Source organism: Planomonospora sp. ID82291 (assembly GCF_015711645.1).
Lineage (GTDB): Bacteria > Actinomycetota > Actinomycetes > Streptosporangiales > Streptosporangiaceae > Planomonospora.
Window position 1 is genome coordinate 352,313 of record NZ_JABTEX010000001.1, and the last position, 25,619, is coordinate 377,931.

General features: G+C 73.5%; 21 protein-coding genes. 9 read left to right on the forward strand and 12 right to left on the reverse strand.

The features are described from left to right. Positions 1-10: 10 nt before the first annotated feature. The 5 genes from HS045_RS01595 to HS045_RS01615 form a co-directional block, all read right to left on the reverse strand. Entirely contained in the window at positions 11-433 is a 423-nt protein-coding gene (locus tag HS045_RS01595; protein ID WP_068895025.1) for a roadblock/LC7 domain-containing protein, read from the reverse strand. Then, positions 430-3,474 carry a nitrate- and nitrite sensing domain-containing protein gene (locus HS045_RS01600; RefSeq protein WP_196449391.1) on the reverse strand — a complete coding sequence of 1,015 codons (3,045 nt, stop codon included), beginning with the start codon at positions 3,472-3,474 and terminating at the stop codon, positions 430-432. Before HS045_RS01600 ends, HS045_RS01595 begins: the two co-directional genes overlap by 4 nt. A gap of 221 nt (positions 3,475-3,695) precedes the next feature. Continuing rightward, positions 3,696-5,990 carry a [protein-PII] uridylyltransferase gene (locus HS045_RS01605; protein ID WP_196449392.1) on the reverse strand — a complete coding sequence of 765 codons (2,295 nt, stop codon included), beginning with the start codon at positions 5,988-5,990 and terminating at the stop codon, positions 3,696-3,698. Between the two features lie 3 nt (positions 5,991-5,993). Beyond that, the gene (locus HS045_RS01610) at positions 5,994-6,332 is read right to left on the reverse strand and encodes a P-II family nitrogen regulator (protein WP_196449393.1); all 339 of its coding nucleotides are present in this window, start codon (positions 6,330-6,332) and stop codon (positions 5,994-5,996) included. Beyond that, a complete protein-coding gene (locus HS045_RS01615; RefSeq protein WP_196449394.1) occupies positions 6,329-7,648 on the reverse strand; it encodes an ammonium transporter in 1,320 nt (439 codons plus the stop codon). The genes HS045_RS01610 and HS045_RS01615 overlap by 4 nt, the downstream gene beginning before the upstream one ends. Positions 7,649-8,133: 485 nt before the next feature. Here HS045_RS01615 and HS045_RS01620 point away from each other — a divergent pair, with 485 nt between their 5' ends. The 4 genes from HS045_RS01620 (at position 8,134) to HS045_RS01635 (ending at position 9,966) form a co-directional block, all read left to right on the forward strand. Next, a complete protein-coding gene (locus tag HS045_RS01620) occupies positions 8,134-8,550 on the forward strand; it encodes a prevent-host-death protein (protein ID WP_196449395.1) in 417 nt (138 codons plus the stop codon). Further along, positions 8,547-8,972, forward strand: coding sequence for a cytotoxic translational repressor of toxin-antitoxin stability system (locus HS045_RS01625; protein WP_196449396.1), 426 nt, complete (start codon positions 8,547-8,549; stop codon positions 8,970-8,972). The genes HS045_RS01620 and HS045_RS01625 overlap by 4 nt, the downstream gene beginning before the upstream one ends. A gap of 281 nt (positions 8,973-9,253) precedes the next feature. Then, positions 9,254-9,631, forward strand: coding sequence for a type II toxin-antitoxin system RelE/ParE family toxin (locus HS045_RS01630; protein WP_196449397.1), 378 nt, complete (start codon positions 9,254-9,256; stop codon positions 9,629-9,631). Then, entirely contained in the window at positions 9,628-9,966 is a 339-nt protein-coding gene (locus tag HS045_RS01635; protein WP_196449398.1) for an XRE family transcriptional regulator, read from the forward strand. Before HS045_RS01630 ends, HS045_RS01635 begins: the two co-directional genes overlap by 4 nt. 86 nt (positions 9,967-10,052) lie before the next feature. Here the strand turns inward: HS045_RS01635 and HS045_RS01640 are convergent, their stop codons facing one another. The 4 genes from HS045_RS01640 to HS045_RS01655 all read right to left on the reverse strand — a co-directional run bounded on the left by HS045_RS01640 (position 10,053) and on the right by HS045_RS01655 (position 14,967). Next, a complete protein-coding gene (locus HS045_RS01640; RefSeq protein ID WP_196449399.1) occupies positions 10,053-10,991 on the reverse strand; it encodes an RNA polymerase sigma factor RpoD/SigA in 939 nt (312 codons plus the stop codon). 216 nt (positions 10,992-11,207) lie between these two features. Further along, a complete protein-coding gene (gene hutI, locus HS045_RS01645; protein WP_196449400.1) occupies positions 11,208-12,359 on the reverse strand; it encodes an imidazolonepropionase in 1,152 nt (383 codons plus the stop codon). Further along, the gene (locus HS045_RS01650) at positions 12,356-13,726 is read right to left on the reverse strand and encodes a formimidoylglutamate deiminase (RefSeq protein WP_196449401.1); all 1,371 of its coding nucleotides are present in this window, start codon (positions 13,724-13,726) and stop codon (positions 12,356-12,358) included. Before HS045_RS01650 ends, hutI begins: the two co-directional genes overlap by 4 nt. Next, positions 13,714-14,967, reverse strand: a complete 1,254-nt coding sequence (locus HS045_RS01655) for an allantoate amidohydrolase (RefSeq protein ID WP_196450993.1) — start codon at positions 14,965-14,967, stop codon at positions 13,714-13,716. Before HS045_RS01655 ends, HS045_RS01650 begins: the two co-directional genes overlap by 13 nt. A gap of 238 nt (positions 14,968-15,205) precedes the next feature. Here HS045_RS01655 and HS045_RS01660 point away from each other — a divergent pair, with 238 nt between their 5' ends. Continuing rightward, positions 15,206-16,318: a glycoside hydrolase family 19 protein gene (locus HS045_RS01660; protein ID WP_307827344.1), complete on the forward strand. Its 1,113-nt coding sequence runs from the start codon at positions 15,206-15,208 to the stop codon at positions 16,316-16,318. A 219-nt stretch (positions 16,319-16,537) separates the two neighbouring features. On the opposite strand, the gene HS045_RS01665 is transcribed toward HS045_RS01660, so the two are convergent. Continuing rightward, the gene (locus HS045_RS01665) at positions 16,538-17,224 is read right to left on the reverse strand and encodes an SDR family oxidoreductase (protein ID WP_196449402.1); all 687 of its coding nucleotides are present in this window, start codon (positions 17,222-17,224) and stop codon (positions 16,538-16,540) included. 289 nt (positions 17,225-17,513) lie between these two features. On the opposite strand from HS045_RS01665, the gene rph reads away from it, so the two are divergent. The 4 genes from rph (at position 17,514) to HS045_RS01685 (ending at position 22,612) form a co-directional block, all read left to right on the forward strand. After that, on the forward strand, positions 17,514-20,111 hold the full coding sequence (gene rph / locus HS045_RS01670) for a rifamycin-inactivating phosphotransferase (RefSeq protein ID WP_196449403.1): 2,598 nt from the start codon (positions 17,514-17,516) through the stop codon (positions 20,109-20,111). 90 nt (positions 20,112-20,201) lie between these two features. After that, complete coding sequence (locus HS045_RS01675; protein WP_196449404.1) at positions 20,202-20,732, forward strand: PadR family transcriptional regulator; 531 nt, start codon at positions 20,202-20,204, stop codon at positions 20,730-20,732. A gap of 148 nt (positions 20,733-20,880) precedes the next feature. Beyond that, positions 20,881-21,840 (forward strand): ATP-binding cassette domain-containing protein, encoded by a 960-nt coding sequence (locus HS045_RS01680; protein ID WP_196449405.1) that lies wholly within the window; start codon positions 20,881-20,883, stop codon positions 21,838-21,840. A 22-nt stretch (positions 21,841-21,862) separates the two neighbouring features. Beyond that, positions 21,863-22,612 (forward strand): ABC transporter permease, encoded by a 750-nt coding sequence (locus HS045_RS01685; RefSeq protein ID WP_196449406.1) that lies wholly within the window; start codon positions 21,863-21,865, stop codon positions 22,610-22,612. Positions 22,613-22,726: 114 nt separating this feature from the next. Here the strand turns inward: HS045_RS01685 and HS045_RS01690 are convergent, their stop codons facing one another. Then, positions 22,727-23,638, reverse strand: coding sequence for a MurR/RpiR family transcriptional regulator (locus HS045_RS01690; protein ID WP_307827345.1), 912 nt, complete (start codon positions 23,636-23,638; stop codon positions 22,727-22,729). Between the two features lie 66 nt (positions 23,639-23,704). Beyond that, entirely contained in the window at positions 23,705-25,375 is a 1,671-nt protein-coding gene (gene hutU, locus HS045_RS01695; protein ID WP_196449407.1) for a urocanate hydratase, read from the reverse strand. Between the last annotated feature and the right edge of the window lie 244 nt (positions 25,376-25,619).

Here is a 25,619-nt window from a genome sequence, read left to right on the forward strand (position 1 = left end):
GACCCGGTCATCAGCGCCCCCGCGAGGACTGCAGCTCGGCCCGGATCGCCGGCGTGAGGACCTGCCCGGCCCGGTCGACGAGCAGGGTCATCTGGTAGGCCACCAGACCCATGTCGCACTCGGGCGAGGCCAGCACCGCGAGCACGGAACCGTCGCTGATCGCCATGACCAGCAGCAGACCGCGCTCCATCTCCACCACCGTCTGGGTGACGGCGCCGCCCTCGAACACGCGGGACGCGCCCACGGTCAGGCTGAGCAGCCCGGCGGCCACGGCGGCGAGCTGGTCGGCCCGGTCGTCGGGGAACCCCTCGGAGCTGGCGATCCGCAGACCGTCGGCCGACACGACCACCGCGTGCGCGACACCTGGGGTGCCCCGGACGAACTCGGTGATCAGCCAGTCGAACCTGCGGGCCTCATGGCTCAGAGTAGTCACTGGCCCTCCTCCTTTTCCGCCCCGTTCTGGGCGGTGTCCTCATATAGTTCCGCACGGCCCCGCCGCACGCCCTGCTGGAAGCTCGACAGCCGGTTGCGCACCCGCTCGGGCGAGATGGGCGGCATCGGCGTCGACGGTGCGCTGGCGGCGGCGCCCGGCACCAGGTTGGCCTTGGGGGTCCGCTTGGGCAGGCCCGCGGCGGTGATCCCGCCGAGGCTGGGGTCGCTGGCCGCCTGGGCGGCCTGCCAGCCCGCGTCCGCCGGGGTCTGCCAGTTCTCCGGCTGGCGCGCCGGGATCGTCCGCCGGAGCGGAGCGGTGGCCGGGCCCTGGACCGACGCGGGGACCGCCTCCCTGACCGGTGCGGGCACCGGTTCGGGAGCCGGTTCGGGCGCGCGCTCCCTGACGGGCGGGACGGCCTCGACCGGCTCCGCCGCGTCCGGATACCCGGCGTCCCCGGCGTCCCCGGGCTCCTCGGCGGTCTCGGTTTCCGCGGGGCCGTCGACCCTGCGGAACCAGGCCGACTCGACCGAGGCGAAGATCGGCAGGAACTCCTCCTGCTCGGGTTCGAGCGGGGAGACGCCGACCGCCGGCATCGAGGCGGTCACGGGGTCGTCGTGGGACGCCTGTCCCCACGCGGAGAACGCGCTCGCGGCGCCGTCCCCGCCGCCCGCCGAGGCTCCGTTGCCGTTCGACGCGCCGACCTGGCGCTTGGGCAGGGGCGCCTCGGCGCTCTGCGGCGGGGCGCCGAACGGGGCGGCCTGCGCCGGTCGCCGCTCCGGGAGCGGCTGGTCGGCGGAGCCGAACGACGGCGCCTGCGGCGCGGCGGGCCGGCCGAACGACCCCTGGTCCAGGGAGGTCTGACCGAACGAGCCCTGACCGAACGGGCCCCGGTCCGCCGGCGGGTCCGCCGGCCCCTGGCCGAAGGAGCCCCCCGCCGACCGGTCCATGGAGGCCTGGCCGTACGAGCCCTGGCCGGGGATCTGGCCGAACGGGTTCCGGCCCGCGGGCGCCTGGCCCCGGTCCGCCGACTGGTCCATCGACGCCTGACCGAACGAGCCCTGGCTCAGCGCCGCCTGACTGAACGGGTTGGCGGTCAGCGACGCCTGCCCGAACGAGCTCTGCGAGGTGAGCGACTCCGACCCCCAGGAGGAGCCGGGGACCGGGCTCGTCGCCTCGACGACCAGCTCCGGCGGGAAGAGGACCATGGCGATGAGACCACCGGTCTCCTGAGGGCGGAGCTGGACCCGGATGCCGTGGCGCAGGGCCAGGCGGCCGACCACGAACAGGCCCATCCGCCGCGACACCGACACGTCCACGACGGGCGGGTCGGCCAGGCGCCGGTTGGTCTCGACGAGCTCGTCGGCGGTCATGCCGATGCCCGCGTCGCTGACCGCGAGCAGCGCGCCGCCGCCCTCGATCATGCTGCTGGAGACGACGACCTGGCTGGCCCGGGGGGAGAACTGGATGGCGTTCTCCACCAGCTCGGCCACCAGGTGGACGATGTCGTTGGCGGCGCTTCCGGCGACCGAGATCGCGCGGTGCACCTTGATCTGGACCCGCTCGTAGTCCTCGACCTCCGACAGGGAGGCGCGGACGACGTCGACGAGCTTGGCCGGCTGGCTGCGCCGTCGGGTCGGCTCGTGGCCGGCGAGGACCAGGAGGTTCTCGGAGTTGCGGCGCATGCGGGTGGCCAGGTGGTCGAGCTTGAACAGGTCGCCCAGCCGACCGCCGTCCTGCTCGCCCTTCTCCAGGCCGTCGATGAGCGAGATCTGCCGCTCCACCAGGGTCTGGGTCCGCCGCGAGAGGTTGACGAACATCGCGCTGATGTTGGACCGGAGCTCGGACTCCTCCGCCGCGAGCCGTACGGCCTGGCGGTGGACCTCGTCGAAGGCCTTGGCGACCTCGCCGATCTCGTCCCTGCTGTCGACCGAGATGGGCTCGACCTCGGGGGTCTGGGTCTCCCCGGAGATCCGGAGCCTGCGCACGACGTCGGGGAGCCGGTGGCCCGCGACGTCCAGCGCCTCGACCCGCAGGCGGCGCAGCGGAAGGACCATCGAGCGCGCGATCAGGACGGTCAGGCCGAGGACCAGCAGGAGCAGGGTCAGGATCAGACCGGCCGCGATGATCGCGGCGCGCTGCTCGGCGTCCTCCAGCTCCCGGGCCCGGGTGATCACGTCACCGGCGACCTTGGTCTCGACCTTCCTGATCCGGTTGAGGACCTCGGTGTTGTCCCCGAACCACTGCTTGACCTCGGTCAGGTCGCGCAGCAGGCGCCCGGAGGCGTCCGGCTTGCCCGCCAGCGCGATCGCCTTGGACTTCGTCAGCTCGGCGCGGTGCACCCGCTCGTCGACCAGCTGGGTGCTGAGCAGCTGGCCGTTCTCGGCGCCCGCCTCGATGGCGAACTCGGCCTTGCGCTCCTCCAGCCGCGACCGCGAGGCGATGAACTCCTCGACCTGCTGGGCGTTGATCAGCGCGGGCGCGTAGTAGCCGGCCAGCAGGCGGGCCCGCTGCCGGGAGACCTCCTCCTTGGCGTAGGCCAGCGCGCTGAGTCCCCGGGTGTTGCCGATGATCTCCGGGTCCTCGCTGACCAGCGTGAGCTCCTCGTGCAACTGGAGCAGCGGGTTGATCAGGAAGACGTAGCGCTCGGCCCGGGCCGTGCCGGGCAGGTCGCGCGTCTTGCCCAGGCTCTCGAACTGGTACATGGCGTCGCGTGCGGCCTTGACCGCTCGCGGTCCGTAGGAGTCGTCGATCGCCCGCAGGTCCGCCCGGACCTGCTGCAGCAGCTCGTCGACGCCCCTCTTCTGCGAGGTGAAGCTGCTCTCCAGTCCCTTGTTCGCGGGCTGGAACGCCGCCCACGCGCCCCGGTCACGTTCCAAACCGAGAGCCTGCGCGAGATCGCGCAGGCGGCCGGAGTACTCCGCGGCGGACGCCGTGCGCTGCTGCACGGCCACCCCCTCGACGGAGGCGGCCACGCGTGCTCCGGCGAGCAGCACGCCCACCGCGGTCGGCACCAGGATCAGCGCCGTGAGACGCGTCCGCACGCGCCAGTTCCGCAGACCGAATCGGGCGGCAGGCCGCTTGCCGCGGTCGCGCACCGATGCGGTCTCGCTATCGGTAGGTCCCGTCGTCACCGCTCTAGCTACCCTTCACCATCACGACACAAGTGGCCATCATCAGACCATAGACCCGCGGGACAGAAGCGACATATCCGACAAAACGGACGTAATCGTTACAGATGTGACGGAAGACTGATTTCCGATGGTTATCTCAGGGCGCTGAGGACCTGATCCCGCACCTGCGCGCGCTGGACCCGGTCCACCAGGGGACGTCCCGCCCTGTCGACCACGTAGAAGACGTCCACCGCCTCTGCGCCGAGAGTCTCCACACGCGCAGCGCGCACGTCAAGACCACACTCACCAAATGCTCTACCAATCCGCCACAATAGCCCCGGACGGTCGTGAGCGCGTACTTCCACGACGGTCGCCGTGGTGGACGCGTCGTCCACGAGGGTGACGCGGGGCGGCGCGACCGGCACCCGGGCCGGTCGCAGCGAGCGGGTACGGCGGGCCAGGCGCTCCTCGATGTCGAGCCGGCCGGCCAGGACGAGCCGCAGGTCGGCCTCCAGCGTCGCGGGGTCGGGCGGCGAGCCGTACTCCGGGACGACCGAGAACTCGATCACGGCGGTGGACCCCGCCGAGGCCGCCGAGGCGGCGCGGACCACCATCCGGTGCGCGGCGAGCACCCCGGCCGCGCGCCAGAGCAGTCCCGACCGGTCGGGGGCGACCACGGTGACCGCCCCGCCGTTGACCCGGATCGCCCCCCCGCCGTGCCGGGCCAGGGAGGCCTGCTCGGCGGAGAGGGAGGGCGCGGGCCGCGGCGGGGTCCCGGACAGCACCGAGCGCACCCGGCGCACCAGGTCCGCGACCAGCGAGGCCTTCCAGGAGTTCCACGCGGCGGGCCCGGTGGCGTTGCCGTCGGCCACCGCCAGGGCCGCGAGCAGCTCCAGCACCTCGCGCGAGCCGACCGCCTCGGCCACCCGGGAGATCGTCACCGGGTCGTCCAGGTCACGCCGGGTGGCGGTCTCGGGCAGCAGCAGGTGGTGGCGGACCACGGTCTGGACGATCTCCACGTCCGCGGGGGGCAGCCCCATCCGGGCGCCGATGTCGCGGGCGACGATCGCGCCGGTGTCGGAGTGGTCGCCGGGATAGCCCTTGCCGATGTCGTGCAGGAGCGCGCAGATGAGCAGCAGGTCGGGCCGGGAGACCTCCCGGGTGGACGCGGCGGCCCCGGCCGCGGTCTCGATCAGGTGGCGGTCGACCGTGTAGCGGTGCACGGGGTTGCGCTGCGGGCGGTGCCGCACCCGCTCCCAGTCGGGCAGCAGCCGGACCAGCACGCCGGCCTGGTCCAGCTCCTCCCAGACCGGTACGGCCGCGCGCCCGGCGCCGAGCAGCGCCACCAGCGCGTCGCGGGCCTCGTCCGGCCAGGGCACCGGGAGCGGCGGGGACTGGGCGGCCAGCGCGGTCACGGTGGCCGGGGCCAGCGGCAGCCCCGCCTCGGCGGCGGCGGCGGCCGCGCGGAGCACGAGCACGGGGTCCTTGCGCGGATCGGCCCCGCGGGCGAGGACGACCTCCCCGCCGTGCTCGACGACGCCGTCGGCGAGCGGCCGGCGGCCCCGCGGCGCGGGCCCCGACAGCAGCCGGTCCACGGTGCGCCAGGTGCCGTCGAAGGCGTGCGCGATCGTCCGGCCCGCCTCGGCGAGCCTGCGCATGAGCGCCTCGGCGTCGAGCAGTCCCAGGATCCCGGCGACCGCGTCCTGCTCCTGCAGCACGAGCCGGTCGGCGCCGCGCGCCGTCACCAGGTGCAGGCCGTGCCGGATGTCGAGCAGGAGCTCGTAGGCCTCGCGGACCCGGGGTCCGGGGGCCGAGGCGACCCAGGCGGCGGCCACGGCCTGCATCGCCTGGACGTCGCGGAGCCCGCCGTGCGCGTCGCGCAGGTCGGGTTCGAGCAGGAAGGCGAGCTCTCCGCTGGTCTGCGCCCGCCGGTCCGCGGCCTCGCGCAGCTCGCCCAGGCGGCGCCGGGAGTCGGCCCGCCACTCGGCGAGCACCGTCTCGCGCGCCGCGCGGGTCAGCTCGGGGTCCCCCGCCACGTGCCGGGCCTGGATCAGCCCGAGCACCGCCTTGAGGTCCTCCCGGGCGACCCCGGCCGCCTCCTCCACCGTCCGGACCGAGTGGTCGAGGCGGATCCCGGAGTCCCAGACGGGGTACCAGACGCGGTCGGCGACGCGGCCGATGTCCTCACGTCCGTCGTGCAGCAGGACCAGGTCGAGGTCGCTGCCCGGGGCCGGCTCCGAGCGGCCCAGGCTCCCGACCGCGACGAGCGCGACGCCGCCGAAGGCGCCGCGCTCGTCGCCGTTCCTGCCGTCCCGGAGGTCCGGCCCCTTCCCGGGCCGCCCGTACGGCGTGCCGCAGGCGGTGCGGAGCAGGTCCGTCAGCCAGCGGTCGACGTCCGCGGCCCGCTCCCTGCGGGCCGCGGCGTACGAGCGAGTCTCGCCTCTCACCGGTCAGAGCGCCTCGGGGCCGCGCTCGCCGGTGCGGACCCGGATGACGGTGTCGACCGGGACGGACCAGACCTTGCCGTCACCGATCTTGCCGGTCTGCGCCGCCTTGACGATGACGTCGATCACGTCCTCGGCGTCCTCCTCCTCGGCGAGCACCTCCAGCCGGACCTTGGGCACCAGGTCCACCTGGTACTCGGCGCCCCGGTAGACCTCGGTGTGCCCGCGCTGGCGGCCGTAGCCGCTGGCCTCGCTGACCGTCATGCCCTTGACGCCGAACTGCTCCAGGGCCGCCTTCACGTCGTCGAGCTTGAAGGGCTTGATGACCGCGGTGATGAGTCTCATGCCTCTACCTTCTTCGCGGCCGGAACGACGGCCGGGCCGTTGGGGGACGCCACTCCGGAGGAGTGGACGGTGCCGAGGTCGTAGCCGGTCTCGGCGTGGGTGGTGATGTCGATGCCCGCGACCTCGTCCTCGGCGGAGATCCGGAAGCCCATCGTCTTGTCGATCACCTTGGCGAGGATCCACGAGACGACGAAGGAGTAGGCGCCGACCGCGACGGGGCCGAGCACCTGCACCCCGAGCTGGGAGATCGGGCCGCCGTAGAGCAGGCCCTTCTCCTGGCCGTCGGCGAACGGGTAGGCGGCGACGAAGCCCAGCGCCACCGCGCCGACGACGCCGCCGACCATGTGCACGCCGACCACGTCGAGCGAGTCGTCGTAGCCGAGCCGGTACTTCAGGCCGACGCCGTAGGCGCAGGCGACGCCGGCGAGCAGGCCGATCACGACCGCCGCCCAGGGGTCGACGAAGCCGCAGGCCGGGGTGATCGCGACCAGGCCGGCCACCGCGCCGGAGGCGACGCCGAGGGTGGTGGAGTGGCCGTCGCGGAGCTTCTCCACGATGAGCCAGGAGCCGGCCGCCACCGCGGTGGCGATCTGGGTGTTCATGAACGCCAGGCCGGTGGTGCCGTCCACGGCGAGCTCGGAGCCGGCGTTGAAGCCGAACCAGCCGAACCAGAGCAGGCCCGCGCCGAGCAGGACGAGCGTGAGGTTGTGCGGGCGCATCGGGTCCTTGCGCCAGCCGACGCGCTTGCCGATGACCAGAGCGACCGCCAGGGCCGCGGCGCCGGCGTTGATGTGCACGACCGTGCCGCCGGCGAAGTCCTCGATGCCGAGGTTGCTCAGCCACCCGCCGCCCCAGACCCAGTGGGCCACGGGGAAGTAGACGAGGGTCGCCCAGACGAGCGCGAAGACCACCCAGGCGCCGAACTTGACCCGGTCGGCGAGCGCGCCGCTGATCAGTGCGACGGTGATGATCGCGAAGGTCATCTGGAAGGCGGAGAAGACGAGGCTGGGCATGCCCGTGCCGTCGTCCTTGGTGGCGGTGTCGACGAGCCCGCTCAGCCCGAGGTTGTCGAGACCGCCGACGATCTTGTTGATGACGCCGCTTCCGTCGCCGGCCGCGTCGAAGGCCAGCGAGTGTCCGTACAGGACCCAGGCGACCGTCACCACGATGATGCTCACCCAGGACATCATCATCATGTTGAGGACGCTCTTGGCCCTGGTCATGCCTCCGTAGAAGAACGCGAGGCCCGGTGTCATGAGCAGGACGAGCGCGGTGCTCATGAGCATCCAGGCAGTGGAGCCGCCATCGATCTTCATCTGATGCGACCCTCCTTCCGATTGGCGTGTGGCCGGTTGTGCAGTCGCAGTGGGCGCTTCCAGGGCTTCGTCGACCGGCCGCGCACTGACGTGCCTGACGGACGGGGTCCGCCTCGCCCCGCGGGCCCCGGTCCGCATCACGCGTCCCGACCGGTTCCGCCAAGGTTTTCCCTTCCGTGCGCCACAGCGTCTTCGCCCGCCGTTTCGGGGCACGACCGCGCATGTTTCACATCTGTGAAACCCGCCGGGATGATGTTTCGACCTCGTTTCGGACGGCTCACACCCCAAAGGACGACCACCCGTAACCGCATTCGCACGGCGGCTGAGCCTGCATGACCGGTTCACATCCTGCGGCGTTCGGCCACCGGTTTCCAGGCCGTCGCAAGGAACCGACACTTCCTCCCCGCCGAGTACGTGACGTACTCTGAGTACGTGACGTACTCCTGTGCCGGAGAATGCGGCCGACGGATCCGGAAGAAGGCGGCATGAGCTCTCTCCACTACGACAGCTACACCGAGGCGCGAGCGCATCTGAAAGATCTCCTGGACGCGGCGGCGCTCGGCCGGACCGCCACCGTCCGGCGTGAGGAGACGCGGGCGGTCGTGGTGGACGCGGAACGGCTGAAGCACTTCCTGGCCGCCGTCACCCCCTCGCGCGCCGAGGTGGTCGCCGAGGACGGCGGCTGGTCGGTGTTCATCCCCGGCCTCCCGGTCGCCGCGGACGGATCCACCTTCGAAGAGGCGATCGGCGAGATGGTCGACGCCCTGCGCGAATACGCCGAGGACTGGCAGGACCACCTGCTCAACGCCCCCAACCACCGGGAGAACTGGGGCCTGGTCCAGCTGATCGCCCTCAGCGACGACGAGGAGCTCCGCCGCTGGCTCACCGGGCAGGCCGCATGACCTGGCCCCAGGCCACCAGAGCAGAGCACGAGCGGTTCTGCCCGGTGGAGGGATGGACCCCGGTCAGAGACGCCCGGGGCCGCTCGGGCACCCACCACGTCACCTACGAGCTGCGCCTTCCCGACGGCCGTGTCCTGCGCACCAGGATCTCCCATCCCCCCGACCGCACCTCCTACGGCCGCGGCCTCTGGAGCCACATCCTCCGCGACCAGCTCGCCGTCACCGAGGAGGAGTTCTGGACGTGCGTGAAGGAAGGCGGCAAACCGGGCCGCGGAGTCCCGGTCGTTCCCGCCGAGACGCTTCCCGCCGACCTCGTCCACCTGCTCATCACCAAGGTCGGCCTGGCCGAAGCCGAGATCGCGCGGATGACCAGGGAAGCCGCCATCGCCAGACTCCGGCTCTTCTGGACCGACGGCGCATGACCTGACCGGACCGCCCGTACCGCTCCCTGCGGCGCCCGGCTCTGAGCTCCTTCCTGGCAGGGCGGCCACAACGGCTCCCGGCCGGACCACCGTACGAGAACGGGATCCCGGCCGGGAGCCGGCGGAAGGTCAGGCGGCGGTGGCCATCTTGCGGAGGCGGGCCAGCGCGTCGCGCTCGATGCGGATCGTGGTCGTTCGCTCTCCGGTCGCCCAGCGATTCCCTTGCAGGGACGGCGGGCTGCGGCTTGCCCACAACTTAATACTGGAGTTAAGTTGGATGCATGGCGAGCTGGGAAGTCGTCCTCGTGGTCGAGGTGAGGCAGTGGTTCGACCGGCTGTGCGAGGAGGACTGGGAAAGCGCAGAGCAGGTGGAAGACGCGATCGACATGCTCGCCCGGGTAGGGCCGACCTTGGGTCGCCCGCTGGTCGACCGCCTCAAAGGCTCGGACAACCACCATCTCAAAGAACTACGGCCAGGGTCGTCGGGATCCAGCGAGATCAGAATAATCTTCGCTTTCGACCCGGTACGACGCGCCGTCCTGCTGGTCGCAGGCGACAAATCGGGAAACTGGACTCGTTGGTACGACGAGAACATCGTGATCGCGGAGAAACGCTACGCACAGCACGTCACCGAGCTGAGCACCAGGGAGTACGAATGAGCACCGTGGGATGGGACGAGGTCAAGCGGCAGGCGCACGAGCGCCGTCGGGCGGCCGGGTTGCCGGTGCGCTCAGAAGCCGAGAAGAGCGCGATGATGGAGCGGCTCGCCGCGGAGGTGCGGGCGCACAAGCTGGCCGATATCCGCAGGGAGCAGGAGCTGACCCAACGCGACGTGGCCGCCGCGATGGGAGTGTCCGGACCGCGCGTGTCGGCGATCGAGCACGGAGAGCTGGACCGCGTCGAGGTGTCCACTCTGCGCGCTTATGTGGAGGCGCTGGGCGGAAAGATGCGTGTGGTCGCGGACTTCGGCGACACGGAATACAAGATCGCCTGACCCTGTTCCGCCTCCGTGCGCACCGAGCCCGACCGGACCACCGCACAGACGGGACCCGGCCGGGAACAACGGGAGCCGGCGGAAGGTCAGGCGGCGGTGGCCATCTTGCGGAGGCGGGCCAGCGCGTCGCGCTCGATGCGGCGGGCGCGGTCGCGGCCGATGCCGTAGCGCTCGCCGACCTCGGTGAGCGTGTGCTCGCGCCCGTCGATCAGGCCGTAGCGCCAGCGGAGCATCTCGCGCGTCTGCCCCTCCAGCCCGGTCAGCCACTGCTCCAGGCGCTCGCGCTCCAGGATGTCCATGGCCTGCTGCTCGGGATCGGCCCACGTCTCGTCGGCGATCATGTCGCCGAGCTCCGTCTCGTCCTCGTCCCCCACCCCGAGCTGGAGCGAGACCGGGTCGGAGGCCCACCGGCGCAGCTCGCGGACCCGCTCGATCGGCAGCTCCAGCACCGCCGCCAGGTCGGCGTCCGTCGGCTCGGCGTCGAACTCGGCCAGCATGTCGCGGCGGACCCGCATCAGCCGGGTCATCTGCTCCCCGGCGTGGGTGGGCAGCCGGACCGGCCGGGCCTGCTCGTGGATCGCGCGGCCCACGGACTGGCGGATCCACCAGGTGGCGTAGGTCGAGAACTTGTACCCGCGCCGGTAGTCGAATTTCTCCACCGCGCGGACCAGTCCGAGGTTCCCCTCCTGAACCAGATCGATCAACGGCATTCCGCGCCCGGAGTATTTGCGCGCGACCGCCACCACAAGACGTAGATTGGCCTGGATGAATTCGTCTTTGGCCCGCTGTCCCGAAACGGCCAGCCGTTCGAGCTCCTCGTCGGCGGCGTCGCCGATCCTCGGCTCCGCCCCCCCGCCGTCCAGCAGCTGCTCCGCGAAGAGGCCCGCCTCGATCCGCTTGGCGAGCTCGACCTCCTCCTCCGCGGTCAGCAGCGGGACCCGTCCGATCTCCGCCAGGTAGGTCCCGAGCAGGTCCCGATCCGAGACGTGCTGGTCCTGCGTCCGATTCCCCGTCGGCCTTGCCATTCGATGGCACCTCGCTCCGCCTGCTTATGGCGTGCCCGCCCGCTCGCTTCAGATCGCCCCGCGCGCACGGACACGTCGCTTGCCCAATCAACGTGTGGATCAGGGCAAAGATTCCCTAAAGAACTACGCCCGGAGAACGGTTTCGGTTTCCTCCTCAAGGAGGATGCCTCCGGCCGTCATGACACGAGCAGTGCGGATTACCCGGGACGGCGCCCGTCAAACGACCCGGCGGCCCCCTTTCCAGACCTGCAGCACCAGAGGTACCCCCGGGCGGTACGCCAGGTGCACGTAGGAGGGCGCGTCCAGGACCACCAGGTCTCCGCGGGCCCCCGCGGTGAGCGCGCCGACGTCGGTGCGGCGCAGCGCCGCCGCCCCGCCGCCCGTGGCGGCCCGGACCGCCTCCAGCGGCGTCATCCCCATCTCCCGCACGGCCAGCGCCACGCAGAACGGCATGGACGAGGTGAAGGAGGAGCCCGGGTTGCAGTCGGTGGCCAGCGCCACGGTGGCCCCGGCCGCCAGCAGGCGGCGGGCGTCCGGGTACGGCGAGCGGGTGGAGAACTCCGCCCCGGGCAGCAGGGTGGCCACCACCCCGGCGGAGGCGAGCGCCTCGACGTCGGCGTCGGTCAGGTGGGTGCAGTGGTCGGCGGAGGCGGCGCCCAGCTCCGCCGCGAGCAGCGCGCCCGGCCCCTCCCCGAGCTGGCCGGCGTGCACGCGCGGCAGCAGCCCGGCCTCGATCCCGGCGGTGAGGACCTGCCTGCTCTGGTCGGCGTCGAACGCGCCGCGCTCGCAGAAGACGTCCACCCAGCGCGCGTACGGCGCGCAGGCCGTGAGCATCTCCCCGGTCACCGTGCGCACGTAGTCGTCCGCGGAGGCGGCGTCGGGGGGCACGACGTGCGCGCCCAGGTACGTCGTCTCCTCGGTGAAGCCCCCGGCGATCTCCAGGGAGCGCCGCTCGTCCTCGACGGTGAGCCCGTAGCCGCTCTTGATCTCGACGGTGGTCGTGCCCTGGGCGAGCATCTCGGCCACCAGCGCGGCGGTCCCGGCCGCGAGCTCGGGCGCGGTGGCCGCGCGGGTGGCCTCGACCGTGGTGCGGATGCCCCCGGCGGTGTAGCGCTCCCCCGACATGCGGGCGGTGAACTCGGCGGTGCGGTCGCCGGCGAAGACCAGGTGGGCGTGGCTGTCGACGAACCCGGGCAGCACGCAGCGGCCGTCGACGTCCACCCGCTCGTCCGCGCCCGGGTCGTCCCCCGCCCGGCCGGTCCACACCACCCGGCCGTCCTCGACGACCAGCGCGGCGCCGGCGATCTCCTCCCGTTCGGGGTCGCCGGTGTACAGCAGGCCGATCCGGTCGAAGACCGTGCTCGTCACACGCCCACCCCTCGCGCCGCGCCGATCGCGGTCTCCAGCAGCGTGCCCACGTCCCCCAGGACGTGCCGCCCCTCGGCGACGACCTGGCGGCCCCCGGAGACCACCGCGTGCACGTCGGCGGCCGTGGCGGCGAACACCACGGCCTCGGCCGCGCCCAGGCCCCCGGCGGACGCGCCGCTGCCCGCCGTACGGACCGAGTCGAGCCGGACGGAGACCAGGTCGGCCCAGGCCCCCGGGCAGAGCGTGCCCGCGTCGGGGAAGCCCAGCGAGGCGTGCCCGGCGGCGGTGGCGGCCGTCAGCAGCTCGGCGGCCCGCCAGTGGCCGCGCCGCTCGGTGGCCAGCCGCTCGTCCAGCTCGACCGCGCGGGCCTCCTCGAACAGGTCGACGACCGCGTGGCTGTCGGAGCCGAGCGTGATCGGCGAGCCCGCCTCGAACATCGCCCGCGCCGGGCCGATGCCGTCGGCCAGGTCCCGCTCGGTCGTCGGGCACATGCACACGTACGTGGCGGACTGCCCCAGCAGCGAGACGTCCGCCTCGGAGACGTGCGTGGCGTGCACGGCGGTCGTGCGCGGGCCGAGCACGCCGTGCTCGTGCAGCACCTGGACGGGCGTGGCGGAGTACATCTCGACGCAGGCGGTGTTCTCGGCCCGCTGCTCGGAGACGTGGACGTGCAGCGGGACCCCGTGGTGGTGGGAGAAGGCCGCGACCGTGCGCAGGTGCTCGGGCGGGACCGCGCGGACCGAGTGCACGGCCGCGCCGATCTCCACGTCCGGCGCGCCGTCGTAGGCGGCGCACAGGGCCTCGGCGCGTACGGCCCACCGCTCGGCGTCGCCGTCGGTGAACCGGTGCTGCACGCCGTCCAGCGCGACGCCCATCCCGCCGCTCAGGTAGCAGGCGTCCAGCAGGGCGATCCGCAGCCCCGCCTCGCGCGCCGCCGCCACGAGCGCGTGCCCCATCGCGTTGGGGTCGTCGTACGGCGTGCCGTCCGGCCCGTGGTGCAGGTAGTGGAACTCCCCGACGCAGGTGATCCCGGCCAGCGCCATCTCGGCGAACGCCGCCCGGGCCAGCTGCAGGTAGGAGTCGGGGTCCAGGCCGCGGGCCACGCCGTACATCTGCTCGCGCCAGGTCCAGAAGCTGCCCTTCTCCGCCTGGGTCACCCCGCGCAGGGCCCGGTGGAAGGCGTGGGAGTGGGCGTTGGCGAGACCGGGGAGGGTCAGGCCGCGCAGGCGGACGGCCCCGGCCGGCGGTTCGGCCACGCCCGGCGTGACCGCCGTGATCCGGGAGCCCCCGACCGTGACGACGACGCCCGCGGCGACCTCGCCCGGCGGCAGCCAGGCCAGTTCGCACCAGTAGGTCAGCTCCGACACAGCTCCTCCAAGGTGGCGGCCAGGGCGGCGACGCCCAGGTGGCAGTCGGACGCCTCCGCGTGTTCTTCCGGAGAGTGTGAGATGCCCGTTGGATTGCGGACGAACACCATCGCGCTGGGAACCCCGGCGGCGGCGAGGATCCCGGCGTCGTGCCCGGCCCCGGTGGGCAGCACCGGCACGGGCCCGGCGGGCGGCTCCGGAGCGGACCCGTCCTCCGGACCGTGCCCGGCGGACGGACGCCGCCCGGCGGACCGGGCCGCGGCGACGACGGCCCCCGCGGCCGACGCCAGGCGGTCCCGCAGGGCGGCGTCGAAGTCGACGGCCGGGGTCCACGACTCCTCGCCCACCTCGGCCCCGGACGACTCGGCCAGCTCGGCGACCAGGGCCCGGACCGCGGCGGCGTCCCCGCCGCGGGCGTCCAGCCAGGCGCTGACCAGGCCGGGGATGGCGTTGGCGCTGCCGGGTGAGACGCGCAGTCTGCCGAAGGTGGCGACCACGCCGCGGCGCCGGGCGGACTCTCGGGCCCGCAGCACGGTCCGGGCGAAGGGCAGCATGGGGTCGTCGCGGTCCTCCAGCCGGGTGGTGCCCGCGTGGTCGGCCCGGCCGCGGAAGTCGAACCGCCAGCGCCCGTGCGGCCAGATCGCGCTCGCGACGCCGACCGGGGCGCCGGCGTGGACCAGCCCCCGGCCCTGCTCGACGTGGAGCTCGACGAAGGCGCCGACGTGCCCGAGGGTCTCGTCGTCCCGGCCGAGCGCGCCGGGGTCCCGTCCGGCCCGGCGGAGCACGTCGGCCAGGCGGGAGCCGTCGTCGTCGGTCAGGCCGCGGGCCCGGTCGGGGTCGAGGACGCCGGTGAGCAGCCGGGAGCCGGTGCACGGGACGCCGAACCGGGCGCCCTCCTCGTCGGTGAAGCAGGCGATCCCCAGCGGCCGGTCCGGCGCGAAGCCCCGGGCGTCGAGCAGGTCGAGGGCGGCGAAGGCCGAGACGATCCCGAGGGGGCCGTCGAAGGCGCCGCCCTGCCGTACCGAGTCGAGGTGGCTGCCGGTGACCACCCCGGGGCGCCGCGAGGGGTCGCCCCGCCAGGCCCAGAGGTTGCCGTTGCGGTCCTCGCGCAGGTCCAGGCCGCGCCGGGCGGCCTCCTGCCGGAACCACTCCCGCAGCTCCAGGTCGGCGGGCGACCACGCGTCACGCAGGTAGCCGCCGGTCCGGCCGTCGCGTCCGAGGTGCTCGATGGCACCCCACATCTCGTCGAACACCTCCCCATTATGTGAATGAATCCATTCATTGGCGATACGGCGGACCGATAGGGAGACCGAAAGGATCACTTAAGGCGCCGTTAAGCCGACATCTGCCAGCATTCCGGGCACACGGGCCTCCCCTCTCCGGCCCGTCCGGCGGAAGCCACGGTGCGGCGCGCGCGGGCGGGCCGGTCCACCATCGTCGATCGCGCGCGGCCGCGGGCCGCGCCAAGGAGTTGATCAGGTGTCGAGACAGCGCATCATGTCGTCCCTCGCCGTCGCGGCGACCGCCGCGGGCGCGCTCACGGTCGCCGGACCGGCGTCCCCCGCCTCCGCCGCCGACTGCGCGGCCGCGTGGAACGCCGCGACGGCCTACACGGGTGGTGCGAACGTCTCCTACAGGGGGCGCAACTGGTCGGCCAAGTGGTGGACCCGGAACGAGGCCCCCGGCGCCTCCTCCTCCGGCGTCTGGGCGGACAAGGGCGCGTGCGGCGGCGGCTCCTCCACCCCCGCGCAGCCGCCCGCGTCCGGGACGTGCGGCCACCCCGCCTGGAGGGCCGGCACGTGGTACGCCGCCGGTTCGATCGTCCGGTACACCGACGGGAGGTACTACCGGGCCGAGCACGACAACCCGGGCTACGACCCGGTCATCAGCACGTGGTACTGGGAGCCGCACGCCTGCGGCGGCGCGAACCCCGGCCCCTCGACCCCGCCCCCGTCGAACCCGTCGAACCCGTCGGGCTTCGTCGTCAGCGAGGCGCAGTTCGACCAGATGTTCCCGGGCCGGAACCCCTTCTACACCTACAAGGGTCTGACCGCGGCGCTCAGCGCCTACCCGGGCTTCACGAAGACGGGAAGCGACACGGTGCGGAGGCAGGAGGCGGCGGCCTTCCTGGCCAACGTCCACCACGAGACCGGCGGCCTGGTCCACGTGGTGGAGCAGAACACCGCGAACTACTCGCACTACTGCGACCGGAGCCAGTCCTACGGCTGCCCCGCCGGCCAGTCGGCGTACCACGGCCGCGGCCCGGTCCAGCTGAGCTGGAACTTCAACTACAAGGCGGCGGGCGACGCGCTCGGCGTCAACCTGCTGGCCAACCCGAACCTGGTGCAGACCGACGCGGCGATCGCCTGGAAGACCGCCCTGTGGTACTGGAACACCCAGAGCGGCCCCGGCACGATGACCCCGCACAACGCGATGGTGGGCGGCCTCGGCTTCGGTGAGACGATCCGCAGCATCAACGGCGGCCTGGAGTGCGGCGGGCGCAACCCCGCGCAGGTGCAGAGCCGGATCGCCTCCTACGAGAGGTTCACCCGGATCCTGGGCGTCGCCCCGGGCGGCGGCCTGAGCTGCTGACGCGGCCTGAGCTGCTGACGCGGCCTGAGCTGCTGACGCGGACAGGACCGCGGCGCGGAGGAGGGGGGCACGGCCGGGCGGGCCGCGCCCCTCTCCGCGCCGCGGGTCGAGGGCCGTCTACGGCGTCAAGGGCCGTGTCCGGGTCGAGGGCCGTGTGCGGGCTCGCCGGCGGGCGGCCCGGACGCCCGCCGGCGGCCGGCGCCCCGGCCCCGCCGGAGGTCAGTTCGCCGGCCCCGCCGACGGCCGGACGGTGATCTCGGTGATGTGGGCGTCCGGGGAGGCCGTCACCGCCGCCAGCACGGCCCGCGCCACCGAGTCCGCCCGCAGGTACTTGTCCGGCTCGTAGGCGCCGTTCTCCTGCTCGCGCACCCCGCGCTGCATGTCGGTGTCCACCCGCCCCGGGTAGACCGTGGTCACCCGCAGCCCCGGCTCCTCCAGCCGGAGCGCGTCGGCGAAGGCCCGCAGCGCGAACTTGCTCGCGGCGTAGGAGCCCCAGGTCGGGTTGGCCCGCCGCCCGGCACCGGAGTTGACCAGCACGACGTGCCCGCCGGCGGCGCGCAGGGCCGGCAGCAGCAGCCGCGTCAGCTCGGCCACCGCGACCACGTTGACCTCCATCGTGCGCCGCCACACCTCGGCCGGGGCCTCCTCGATCCGCCCCAGCGTCGCCACGCCCGCGCTGTGGACCAGCACGCCGAGCCGGTCGATCCCGGCGACGTCGGCCGCGGTGACGGCGGTCAGCTCCACCGGCCAGGGCCGCGCGCCGGGCAGTTCGGCGGCCACGCCGTCCAGCGCGTCGCGGTCGCGCCCGCCGAGCAGCAGGTCGTGGGTGGGGGCCAGGGCACGGGCCACGGCGGCCCCCACCCCTCGGGAGGCTCCGGTGACCAGTGCGGTCGGGCGTGCTGACATGCGGCCCACCCTAACCCCGGTGACATCGCGGGATCACGGCGGGGATCCGCGCCGGGGACGGCGGCGGTCACGTCAGCGGTCACGCCGACGGGCGACGACCTGACGGCGGCGGCGCCACCGCTTCGCGGGGACCCCACCGGTTCGACCGGGCGGCGAAAGGCGAGAAGCGAGGAGAGCCCTCCTCGCCACTCTCAACGTACAGCGCGCCGGGGGGCTTGCCGCAAGACCCGGGTCACCGCGCAGAATCGTCAGCCGATGCCGCAACCTGCGGCGACTCGGAGGTGTCGCAATGATCGAGCGGTACGTGGTGGGTCTCCACGAGGTCGACGAGACGCAGGTCGCGCTCGTCGGCGGCAAGGGCGCGCACCTGGGCGGGCTGTCGCGGATCGACGGCGTCCGCGTGCCGGACGGCTTCTGCGTGACGACGGACGCCTTCCGGCGGATCATGGCGGAAGCGCCGCCGGTCGACGACCTGCTCGACCGGCTGTCGCGCCTGGACCCGGACGACCGGGAGGCGGTCCGCACGCTCAGCGCGCAGATCCGCGGCACCATCGAAGGGACCGCGATCCCGGGCGACCTCGCGGCGGCGATCACCCGGGCGCTCGCCCGGCTCGGCGGGCGGGCGGCCTGCGCCGTCCGGTCCAGCGCGACGGCGGAGGACCTGCCGACGGCCTCCTTCGCCGGCCAGCACGACACGTACCTGAACGTCGTGGGAGCGGCGGCGGTCCTCCGGCACGTCCGCCGGTGCTGGGCCTCGCTGTTCACCGAGCGGGCCGTGACCTACCGCCGGCGCAACGGCGTCGACCACCGTGCGGTCCGCATGGCCGTGGTCGTGCAGCGGATGGTCCTCCCCCGCGCGTCCGGCGTCCTGTTCACGGCCGACCCCGTCACGGGCGACCGGAGGACCGCCACCGTGGAGGCCTGCTTCGGCCTCGGCGAGGCCCTGGTCTCCGGCCTGGTGGACCCGGACGTCTTCACGGTGCGGGACGGCGAGGTCGTCGCCAGGGCGCCCGCCGCCGAACGGCGTGCCGTTCCCACCCCGCCGACCGGCGGGGCGCGGGAAGCGGTGACCGGCCCGCGGCGGGAGCGGCCGGCGCTGACGGATGCGCAGGCCGTACGGCTCGTGCGGCTCGGGCGGCGGATCGAAGCGCGCTTCGGCCGTCCGCAGGACATCGAATGGTGCCTGGCCGACGACGGCCTCCACATCGTCCAGAGCCGGCCGGTCACGACGCTGTTCCCCGTCCCCGTCCCCGAGGCCGGTGACCGGGAGAACCGCGTCTACGTCTCCGTCGGTCATCAGCAGATGATGACCGACCCCATGAAGCCCCTGGGGCTCTCCATGTGGCGGCTGACGGCCATGGCGCCGATGCACGAGGCCGGCGGGAGGCTGTTCGTCGACGTCACCGCGCGCCTGGCCTCGCCCGCGGGCCGCGCCGGCCTCCTGGACCTCGTCGGGAGAGGCGATCCGCTGACCAGGGACGCGCTGGAGACCGTCCTCGACCGCGGCTTCGTCCCGTCGCTCCCGGACACGGGTCCCGACGGACCGCCGGACGGCGGCCCGCCCGCCCCGATCGAGACCGATCCGGCCGTCGTCACCGGGCTGATGGAGCGCAGCCGGGCCTCCGTCGCCGCCCTGGAGCGCGCCATCCGGACGAAGACCGGGCCGGCGCTGTTCGACTTCCTGCTGACGGCCTTCGACGAGCACAAGCGGATCCTCGGCGATCCGCTGAGCATGCAGGTGATCAGGGCGGGGATGGAGGCCACGTGGTGGCTCAACGACAGGCTGCACGCGTGGCTGGGCGAGAGGAACGCGGCCGACACCCTCACGCTGTCCGCCCCCGGCAACGTCACCTCGGAGATGGGACTGGCGCTGCTCGACCTCGCCGACGTGATCCGCCCGCATCCGCAGGTGGTGGCGTTCCTGCGGGGCGTCGAGGACGACGGCTTCCTGGACGGGCTGGCGGAGCTGCCGGGCGGGGCCGAGGCGCGCGACGCCATCGAGGCCTACCTCGACCGGTACGGCATGCGCTGCGTCGGTGAGATCGACATCACCAGGCCGCGCTGGCGCGAGCGCCCCGCCACGCTCGTGCCCGTGCTCCTCGACCACGTCAGGAACGTCGAGCCGGGCGCCGCCGCACGGCGCTTCGAGCAGGGGCGGCGGAAGGCTCTGGAGAAGGAGCGGGACGTGCTGTCACGCCTGCGTGCCCTGCCGGACGGGGACCGGAAGGCCGGCGAGACCGAGCGGATGATCGACCGGGTCCGGACCTTCATCGGGTACCGGGAGTACCCGAAGTACGACATCGTCAGCCGCTACTCCGTCTACAGGCAGGCCCTGATGGGGGAGGCCGGGCGCCTCGTGCGGGCCGGCGTGCTCGCCGAGGAGGAGGACGTCTTCTTCCTCACGTTCCAGGAGTTCCGCGACGTCGTGCGCACCGGCCGGGCGGATGAGCGGCTCATCCGGCGGCGCAAGGACGCGTTCCGGTCCTACCGCGCGCTCACCCCGCCCCGGGTGCTCACCTCGGACGGCGAGGCCCTCAGCGGGGCGTACCGGCGCGACGACGCGCCGGCCGGCGCACTGGTCGGCCTGCCGGTGTCCGCCGGGACCGTCGAGGGAAGGGCCCGCGTCGTCCTCGACCTGGCGGAGGCCGCGCTCGAAGCGGGCGACATCCTGGTCACGGCCTTCACGGACCCCGGCTGGTCGCCGCTGTTCGTCGGGATCGCGGGCCTGGTGACGGAGGTGGGCGGTCTGATGACCCACGGCGCGGTGATCGCCCGGGAGTACGGCCTGCCGACCGTCGTGGGCGTGGAGCAGGCCACCCGGCGGATCCGGGACGGGCAGCGGATCCGCGTGCACGGAACCGACGGGTACGTCGAGCTCCTGGGCTGACAGTGAGGATGCGGGGGAACGCCGCCCGTGGAGGGCCGCTCTCCTTGCCCTCCGCTTGACAGATACACAAATTTGAATAAAAACTTGAGTATGTCCTCCACTCGTGTTCTCCTTCTCGGTGTGCTCCTCGACGGACCCCTGCACGGCTACGAGGTACGGCGCCGCCTGGAGATGTGGGGCGCCGACGCCTGGGCCAACGTGGCCTACGGCTCGATCTACCACGGCCTCGGCAAGATGGCGGACGAAGGCCTCCTGCACCGCGTGGAGGAGGGGAAGGGCGGCAGGACGCTCTACGAGATCACCGAGGCGGGCCGGGCGGAGTTCCTGGCGCGGCTGATGAGCCACTGGTGGGAGATCAAGCCCATCGTGGACCCCTTCCAGGTCGCGCTGACCTTCATGGACCGCCTCTCCCCCGCCGACCTGACCGCCGCGATGAAGGCGAGGGCGGTGCAGCTGCGGGCCGCGATCGAGATGCTCGGGCGGGCGATCGAGGCCAAGCGCGGCCACGGGGCGCCCCGGCACATCGACGAGACCCTCCGCCTCAACGCGGCCCAGCTCCAGGCCCAGCTGACCTGGATCGAGGACGCCGTCGGCAGGGTCGGCCGCGGCGAACTCCCCTGAGGGCCCGCGGGAGCAGACGGGGAGCCCTCCGGGGTCGCCCCTTCCGTACGGCCCCGCCCGGCGCGTCCGGAGCACACCTGAGAAAACCGGTTGCCCCTCCCCCCGTGAGAGGCACCATGCTCGGCATCCCACCGTGAACGGAGACCAGATGATCATCGAAGCGCACGACCTGCGCAAGACCTTCGTCGCCAGACGCGGGCGCGGCAGGACGGAGGAGGTCGAGGCCGTGCGCGGCATCGACCTGTCCGTCGGCGAAGGCGAGATCTTCGCCTGCCTCGGTCCCAACGGCGCGGGCAAGACCACCACGGTCCGCATGCTCGCCACCTTCACCGTGCCCACCTCGGGCACCGCGCGGGTGGCCGGGTTCGACGTGGTGAAGGAGGCCGCCAAGGTCCGGGAGAAGATCGGCTACGTCGGCCAGGCCGGCGGGATCGACGACAACGCCCCCGGCCGCGCGAGCCTCGTCATGGCCGCGCGGATCGCCGGGCTCTCCCGCGCGCAGGCCCTGGCCCGCGCCGACGAGCTGATGGCCGCCTTCAGCCTGGCCGAGATCGCCGACCGGCCGGTCAAGACCCTCTCCGGCGGACAGAAGCGGCGCTTCAGCCTGGCCATCGGGCTGGTCAACCGGCCGCCGCTGGTCTTCCTGGACGAGCCCACCACCGGCCTCGACCCGCAGAACCGCGCCAACCTCTGGGACGAGATCCGCGCGCTGCGCGACCAGGGCACCAGCGTCCTGCTGACCACCCACTACCTGGACGAGGCCGACGCGCTCTGCGACCGCCTGGTCATCGTCGACCACGGCCGGATCGTCGCCGAGGGCACCGCGGCCGAGCTCAAGAAGGAGGTCGCCGGCGACGTCGTCACCCTCCGGCTCGACGACCTGGCCGCGGCCCGCGCCCTGCTGGACGCCGAGCCGTACATCAAGGAGACCCAGGAGGAGGGCGGGTCCCTGCGGGCCTACCTCGACGACGGCGAGCACAACCTGCCGGCGCTGCTGCGCGCCCTGGAGGCCGGCGGTCTGGCCATCCGGTCCATCGCCCTCGACCGGGCCACGCTCGACGACGTCTTCCTGAAGCACACCGGCCGCTCCCTGCGCGACGCCGCCTGACCCCGAGAGGAACGACCCCCCGATGTTCCGCCACACCATGCTGTTCCTGGGCCACGAGCTCGGGACCCTCCGCCGCAACCCGGCCTGGCCCATCCTCGGCATCATGCAGCCCGTCCTGTACCTGCTGCTGTTCGCCCCGCTGCTGACCAGCATCACCCCGAACGGCACGCTGGAGGAGGCGCTGGTCGTGTTCACCCCGGCCGCGCTGATGATGATCGCCCTGTTCGGGTCGATGTTCGCCGGGTTCGGCATGATCAACGAGACCCGCAACGGGGTGCTGGAGCGGCTCGCCGTCAGCCAGGCCTGGCGGCCCGCGATCATCCTCGGCCGGGTGGCCAAGGACATGATCATGCTGGTCCTGCAGTCACTGGTCATCCTGGGCGTGGCCGCGCTGATGGGCCTGCGGATCGGCCTGCCCGCGATCGGCCTCATGCTGCTGCTCATGGCGGTGACCGGCCTGTTCGCCGCCAACCTGTCGTACGGCCTGGCGCTCGCGGTGCGCGACGAGAACGGTATGTCGCAGATCGTGCAGTTCTTCCTGCTCCCGCTGATGCTGCTGTCCGGCCTGATGCTGCCGATGTCGGTCGCCCCCGACTGGATGCAGACCGCGGCGCGGTTCAACCCGCTCTACCACGCGGTCGAGGCCGGCCGTGCCATGTTCGCCGGGGACTACTCCGACACCACCATCCCGATCGCCTTCGGCCTCTTCCTGGTCCTGGGCGTGCTCACCCTGACCTGGTCGGTCCGCTCCCTGCGGAAGCTGGCCGGCTGACCCCCCTCCCGGCGGCCTGACCCGGCCGGTCCGCCCCGCTCCCGACGGTCGTTCCGAGGGCGGCGGGGCGGACACCCGGCCGCCGCCCGGGAACCGGACGCGCCCGCCCGGGGGTCAGCAGACGAAGACCCCCGCCTGGTCGGTCATGCGCTCGTACTCCTCCAGCCGGGCCTGGGTGCGCAGCGGCGCCGCGTCCGCCATGGCCTCCACCAGCACCATGGCCAGGGCGAGCGGCGCCGCGTGCGAGTCGAACACCAGCCGCTCGCCCACCGGCGCGGCCAGGACCACGTCCGCCTCGAACGGCGCGTCCGGCCGGTCGGTGATCACGGCCGTCCGCAGGCCGAGCCCGCGGGCGTCCGCCAGCGCCCGCACGGCCTCGGCCGGGTAGCGCGGCAGCACCACCGCGAGCAGCCAGGCCGCCCCCGCCCGGCGGGCGGCGTGCAGCCCGTCGGCCAGCTCCGACCCGCCGTGGACCAGCAGCCGCACGTCCGGGTGGATCCGGCGGGCGTAGTAGGCGAACGTGGTGGCCAGGCCGCTGGAGACGCGCAGCCCCAGCACCGGCAGCGGCTCGCACCCGGCCAGCACGGCGCCCAGCTCCGTGACGGCCGACGGGTCGGCCAGCCCCTCCCGGATCGCCCGGAGGTTGCCGACCTCCGCGTCGATCGCGGCCTGCAGGCCGTTGCGCGGGGCGCCCCCGGCCCGGCTCCCTCCGCCGCCGGAGGAGACCCCGGAGGAGTCCCCGGAGGGGGCGCCGTCGGGGGAAGCGGAGCCCGGGAGGGGTCCGCCCGTGCCGTTCCCGCCGACGACGAGGGGGCGCAGCGCCTGCCGGAGCTCGGGGTAGCCGGCGAAGCCGAGCGCGGCGGCGAACCTGGTCACCGACGGCTGGCTCACCCCGGCCCGGTCCGCCAGCTCCACACTCGACAGGAAGATCGCCTCCGCGAGGTGGCCGTCCAGGTAGCGTGCGATCCGCCGCTGCGCCGGCGAGAGCCTCCGGCCCTCCAGAAGTCGATCGAGTCCGTCGCCCACGCCCCCTCCAACCGGCCGGATCCCGCGGCCATTCCCCGGGTTCCCCGTGTCCCCTCGGCGCCGCCGTCAGTCCCGGGCCGACGACGGCTCGCGCATCGGCACCCGGACGCCGCGCTCGTCCGCGACCGCGGCGGCCTCCTCGTAACCGGCGTCGACGTGGCGGATCACGCCCGTGCCCGGGTCGTTGACCAGGACCCGGCGGAGCTTCTCCGCGCCGAGCGCCGTGCCGTCGGCGACGGTGACCTGGCCGGCGTGGACCGACCGGCCGATGCCGACGCCGCCGCCGTGGTGGATGGAGACCCAGGCGGCCCCCGAGGCCACGTTGAGCATGGCGTTCAGCAGCGGCCAGTCGGCGATCGCGTCGGAGCCGTCGAGCATCGCCTCGGTCTCGCGGTACGGGCTCGCCACGGAGCCGCAGTCCAGGTGGTCGCGGCCGATCACCAGCGGGGCCTCGATCTCGCCGGAGGCCACCATGTCGTTGAACCGCTCCCCGGCCAGGTGGCGCTCGCCGTACCCGAGCCAGCAGATGCGGGCGGGCAGCCCCTGGAAGCGCACCCGCTCCCCGGCCATCCGGATCCAGCGGGCCAGCGGCTCGTTGTCGGGGAACAGCTCCAGGATCGCCCGGTCGGTCCTGGCGATGTCCGCCGGGTTCCCCGACAGCGCGGCCCAGCGGAACGGGCCCTTGCCCTCGCAGAACAGCGGCCGGATGTAGGCCGGCACGAAGCCGGGGAAATCGAACGCGCGGCCGTACCCCGCCAGCTTCGCCTCGCCGCGGATCGAGTTGCCGTAGTCGAAGACCTCGGCGCCCGCGTCGGCGAAGCCGACCATGGCCTCCACGTGCCGGGCCATCGACTCGCGCGCCCGCGCGGTGAAGGCGGCCGGGTCCTTGTCCCGCTCGGCGGCCATGTCGGCGAAGGCCACGCCGAGCGGCAGGTACATCAGCGGGTCGTGGGCCGACGTCTGGTCGGTGACGACGTCGATCTCGGCGCCCCGGCGGAGCAGCTCGGGCACGGCCTCGGCGGCGTTGGCCTCGGCGCCGATGCTGAGCGGGCGCCGCTGGTCGCGGGCCTCGTAGGCGAGCCGGAGCGCCTCGTCGAGGTCGGCGGCGCGCACGTCGAGGTAGCGGTGCTCGATCCGCCGCTCGATGCTGCGCGGGTCGCAGTCGACGCAGATCGCCACGCCGCCGTTCATGGTGACGGCCAGCGGCTGGGCGCCGCCCATGCCGCCGAGCCCGGCGGTCAGCGTGATCGTCCCGGTCAGGGAACCGCCGAACCGCTTGGCGGCCACGGCGGCGAAGGTCTCGTAGGTGCCCTGCAGGATGCCCTGGGTGCCGATGTAGATCCATGACCCGGCGGTCATCTGCCCGTACATGGTCAGGCCCGCGGCCTCCAGGCGGCGGAACTCCTCCCAGTTCGCCCAGTCGGGCACCAGGTTGGAGTTGGCGATGAGCACCCGGGGCGCCCACTCGTGGGTGCGGAAGACGCCGACCGGGCGGCCGGACTGCACCAGCAGCGTCTCGTCGCCCTCCAGGGTGGTGAGCGTGCGGGCGATCGCGTCGAAAGAGCGCCAGTCGCGGGCCGCCCTGCCCGAGCCGCCGTAGACGACGAGCTGCTCCGGATGCTCGGCCACCTCGGGGTCCAGGTTGTTCTGGAGCATGCGCAGCGCCGCCTCCTGCGGCCACCCCCTGGCGGTGAGCGTGGTGCCGCGCGGCGCGCGGACGGTCCGGCTGCCGGTCATGGCCGAGCCTCCCTCATGGCATGAATGAACGCATTCATATTTGTCACTCACCGGCCACGGGTCAACCCGGGGGCCGCGGGTCGACCGGCCGCGGATCGACCCGGGAAAGGAAGCACCCCGGGGAGGGACTCCCCGGGGTGCCTTCTCACTGCCGGCCACCGTCCCGGACCCGCCCCGCACGGACGGGCCCGGGGGATCGGCGCGGCGGGCGCCCGCGGGCGCCCTGAACGGAGGAGAGACTCCG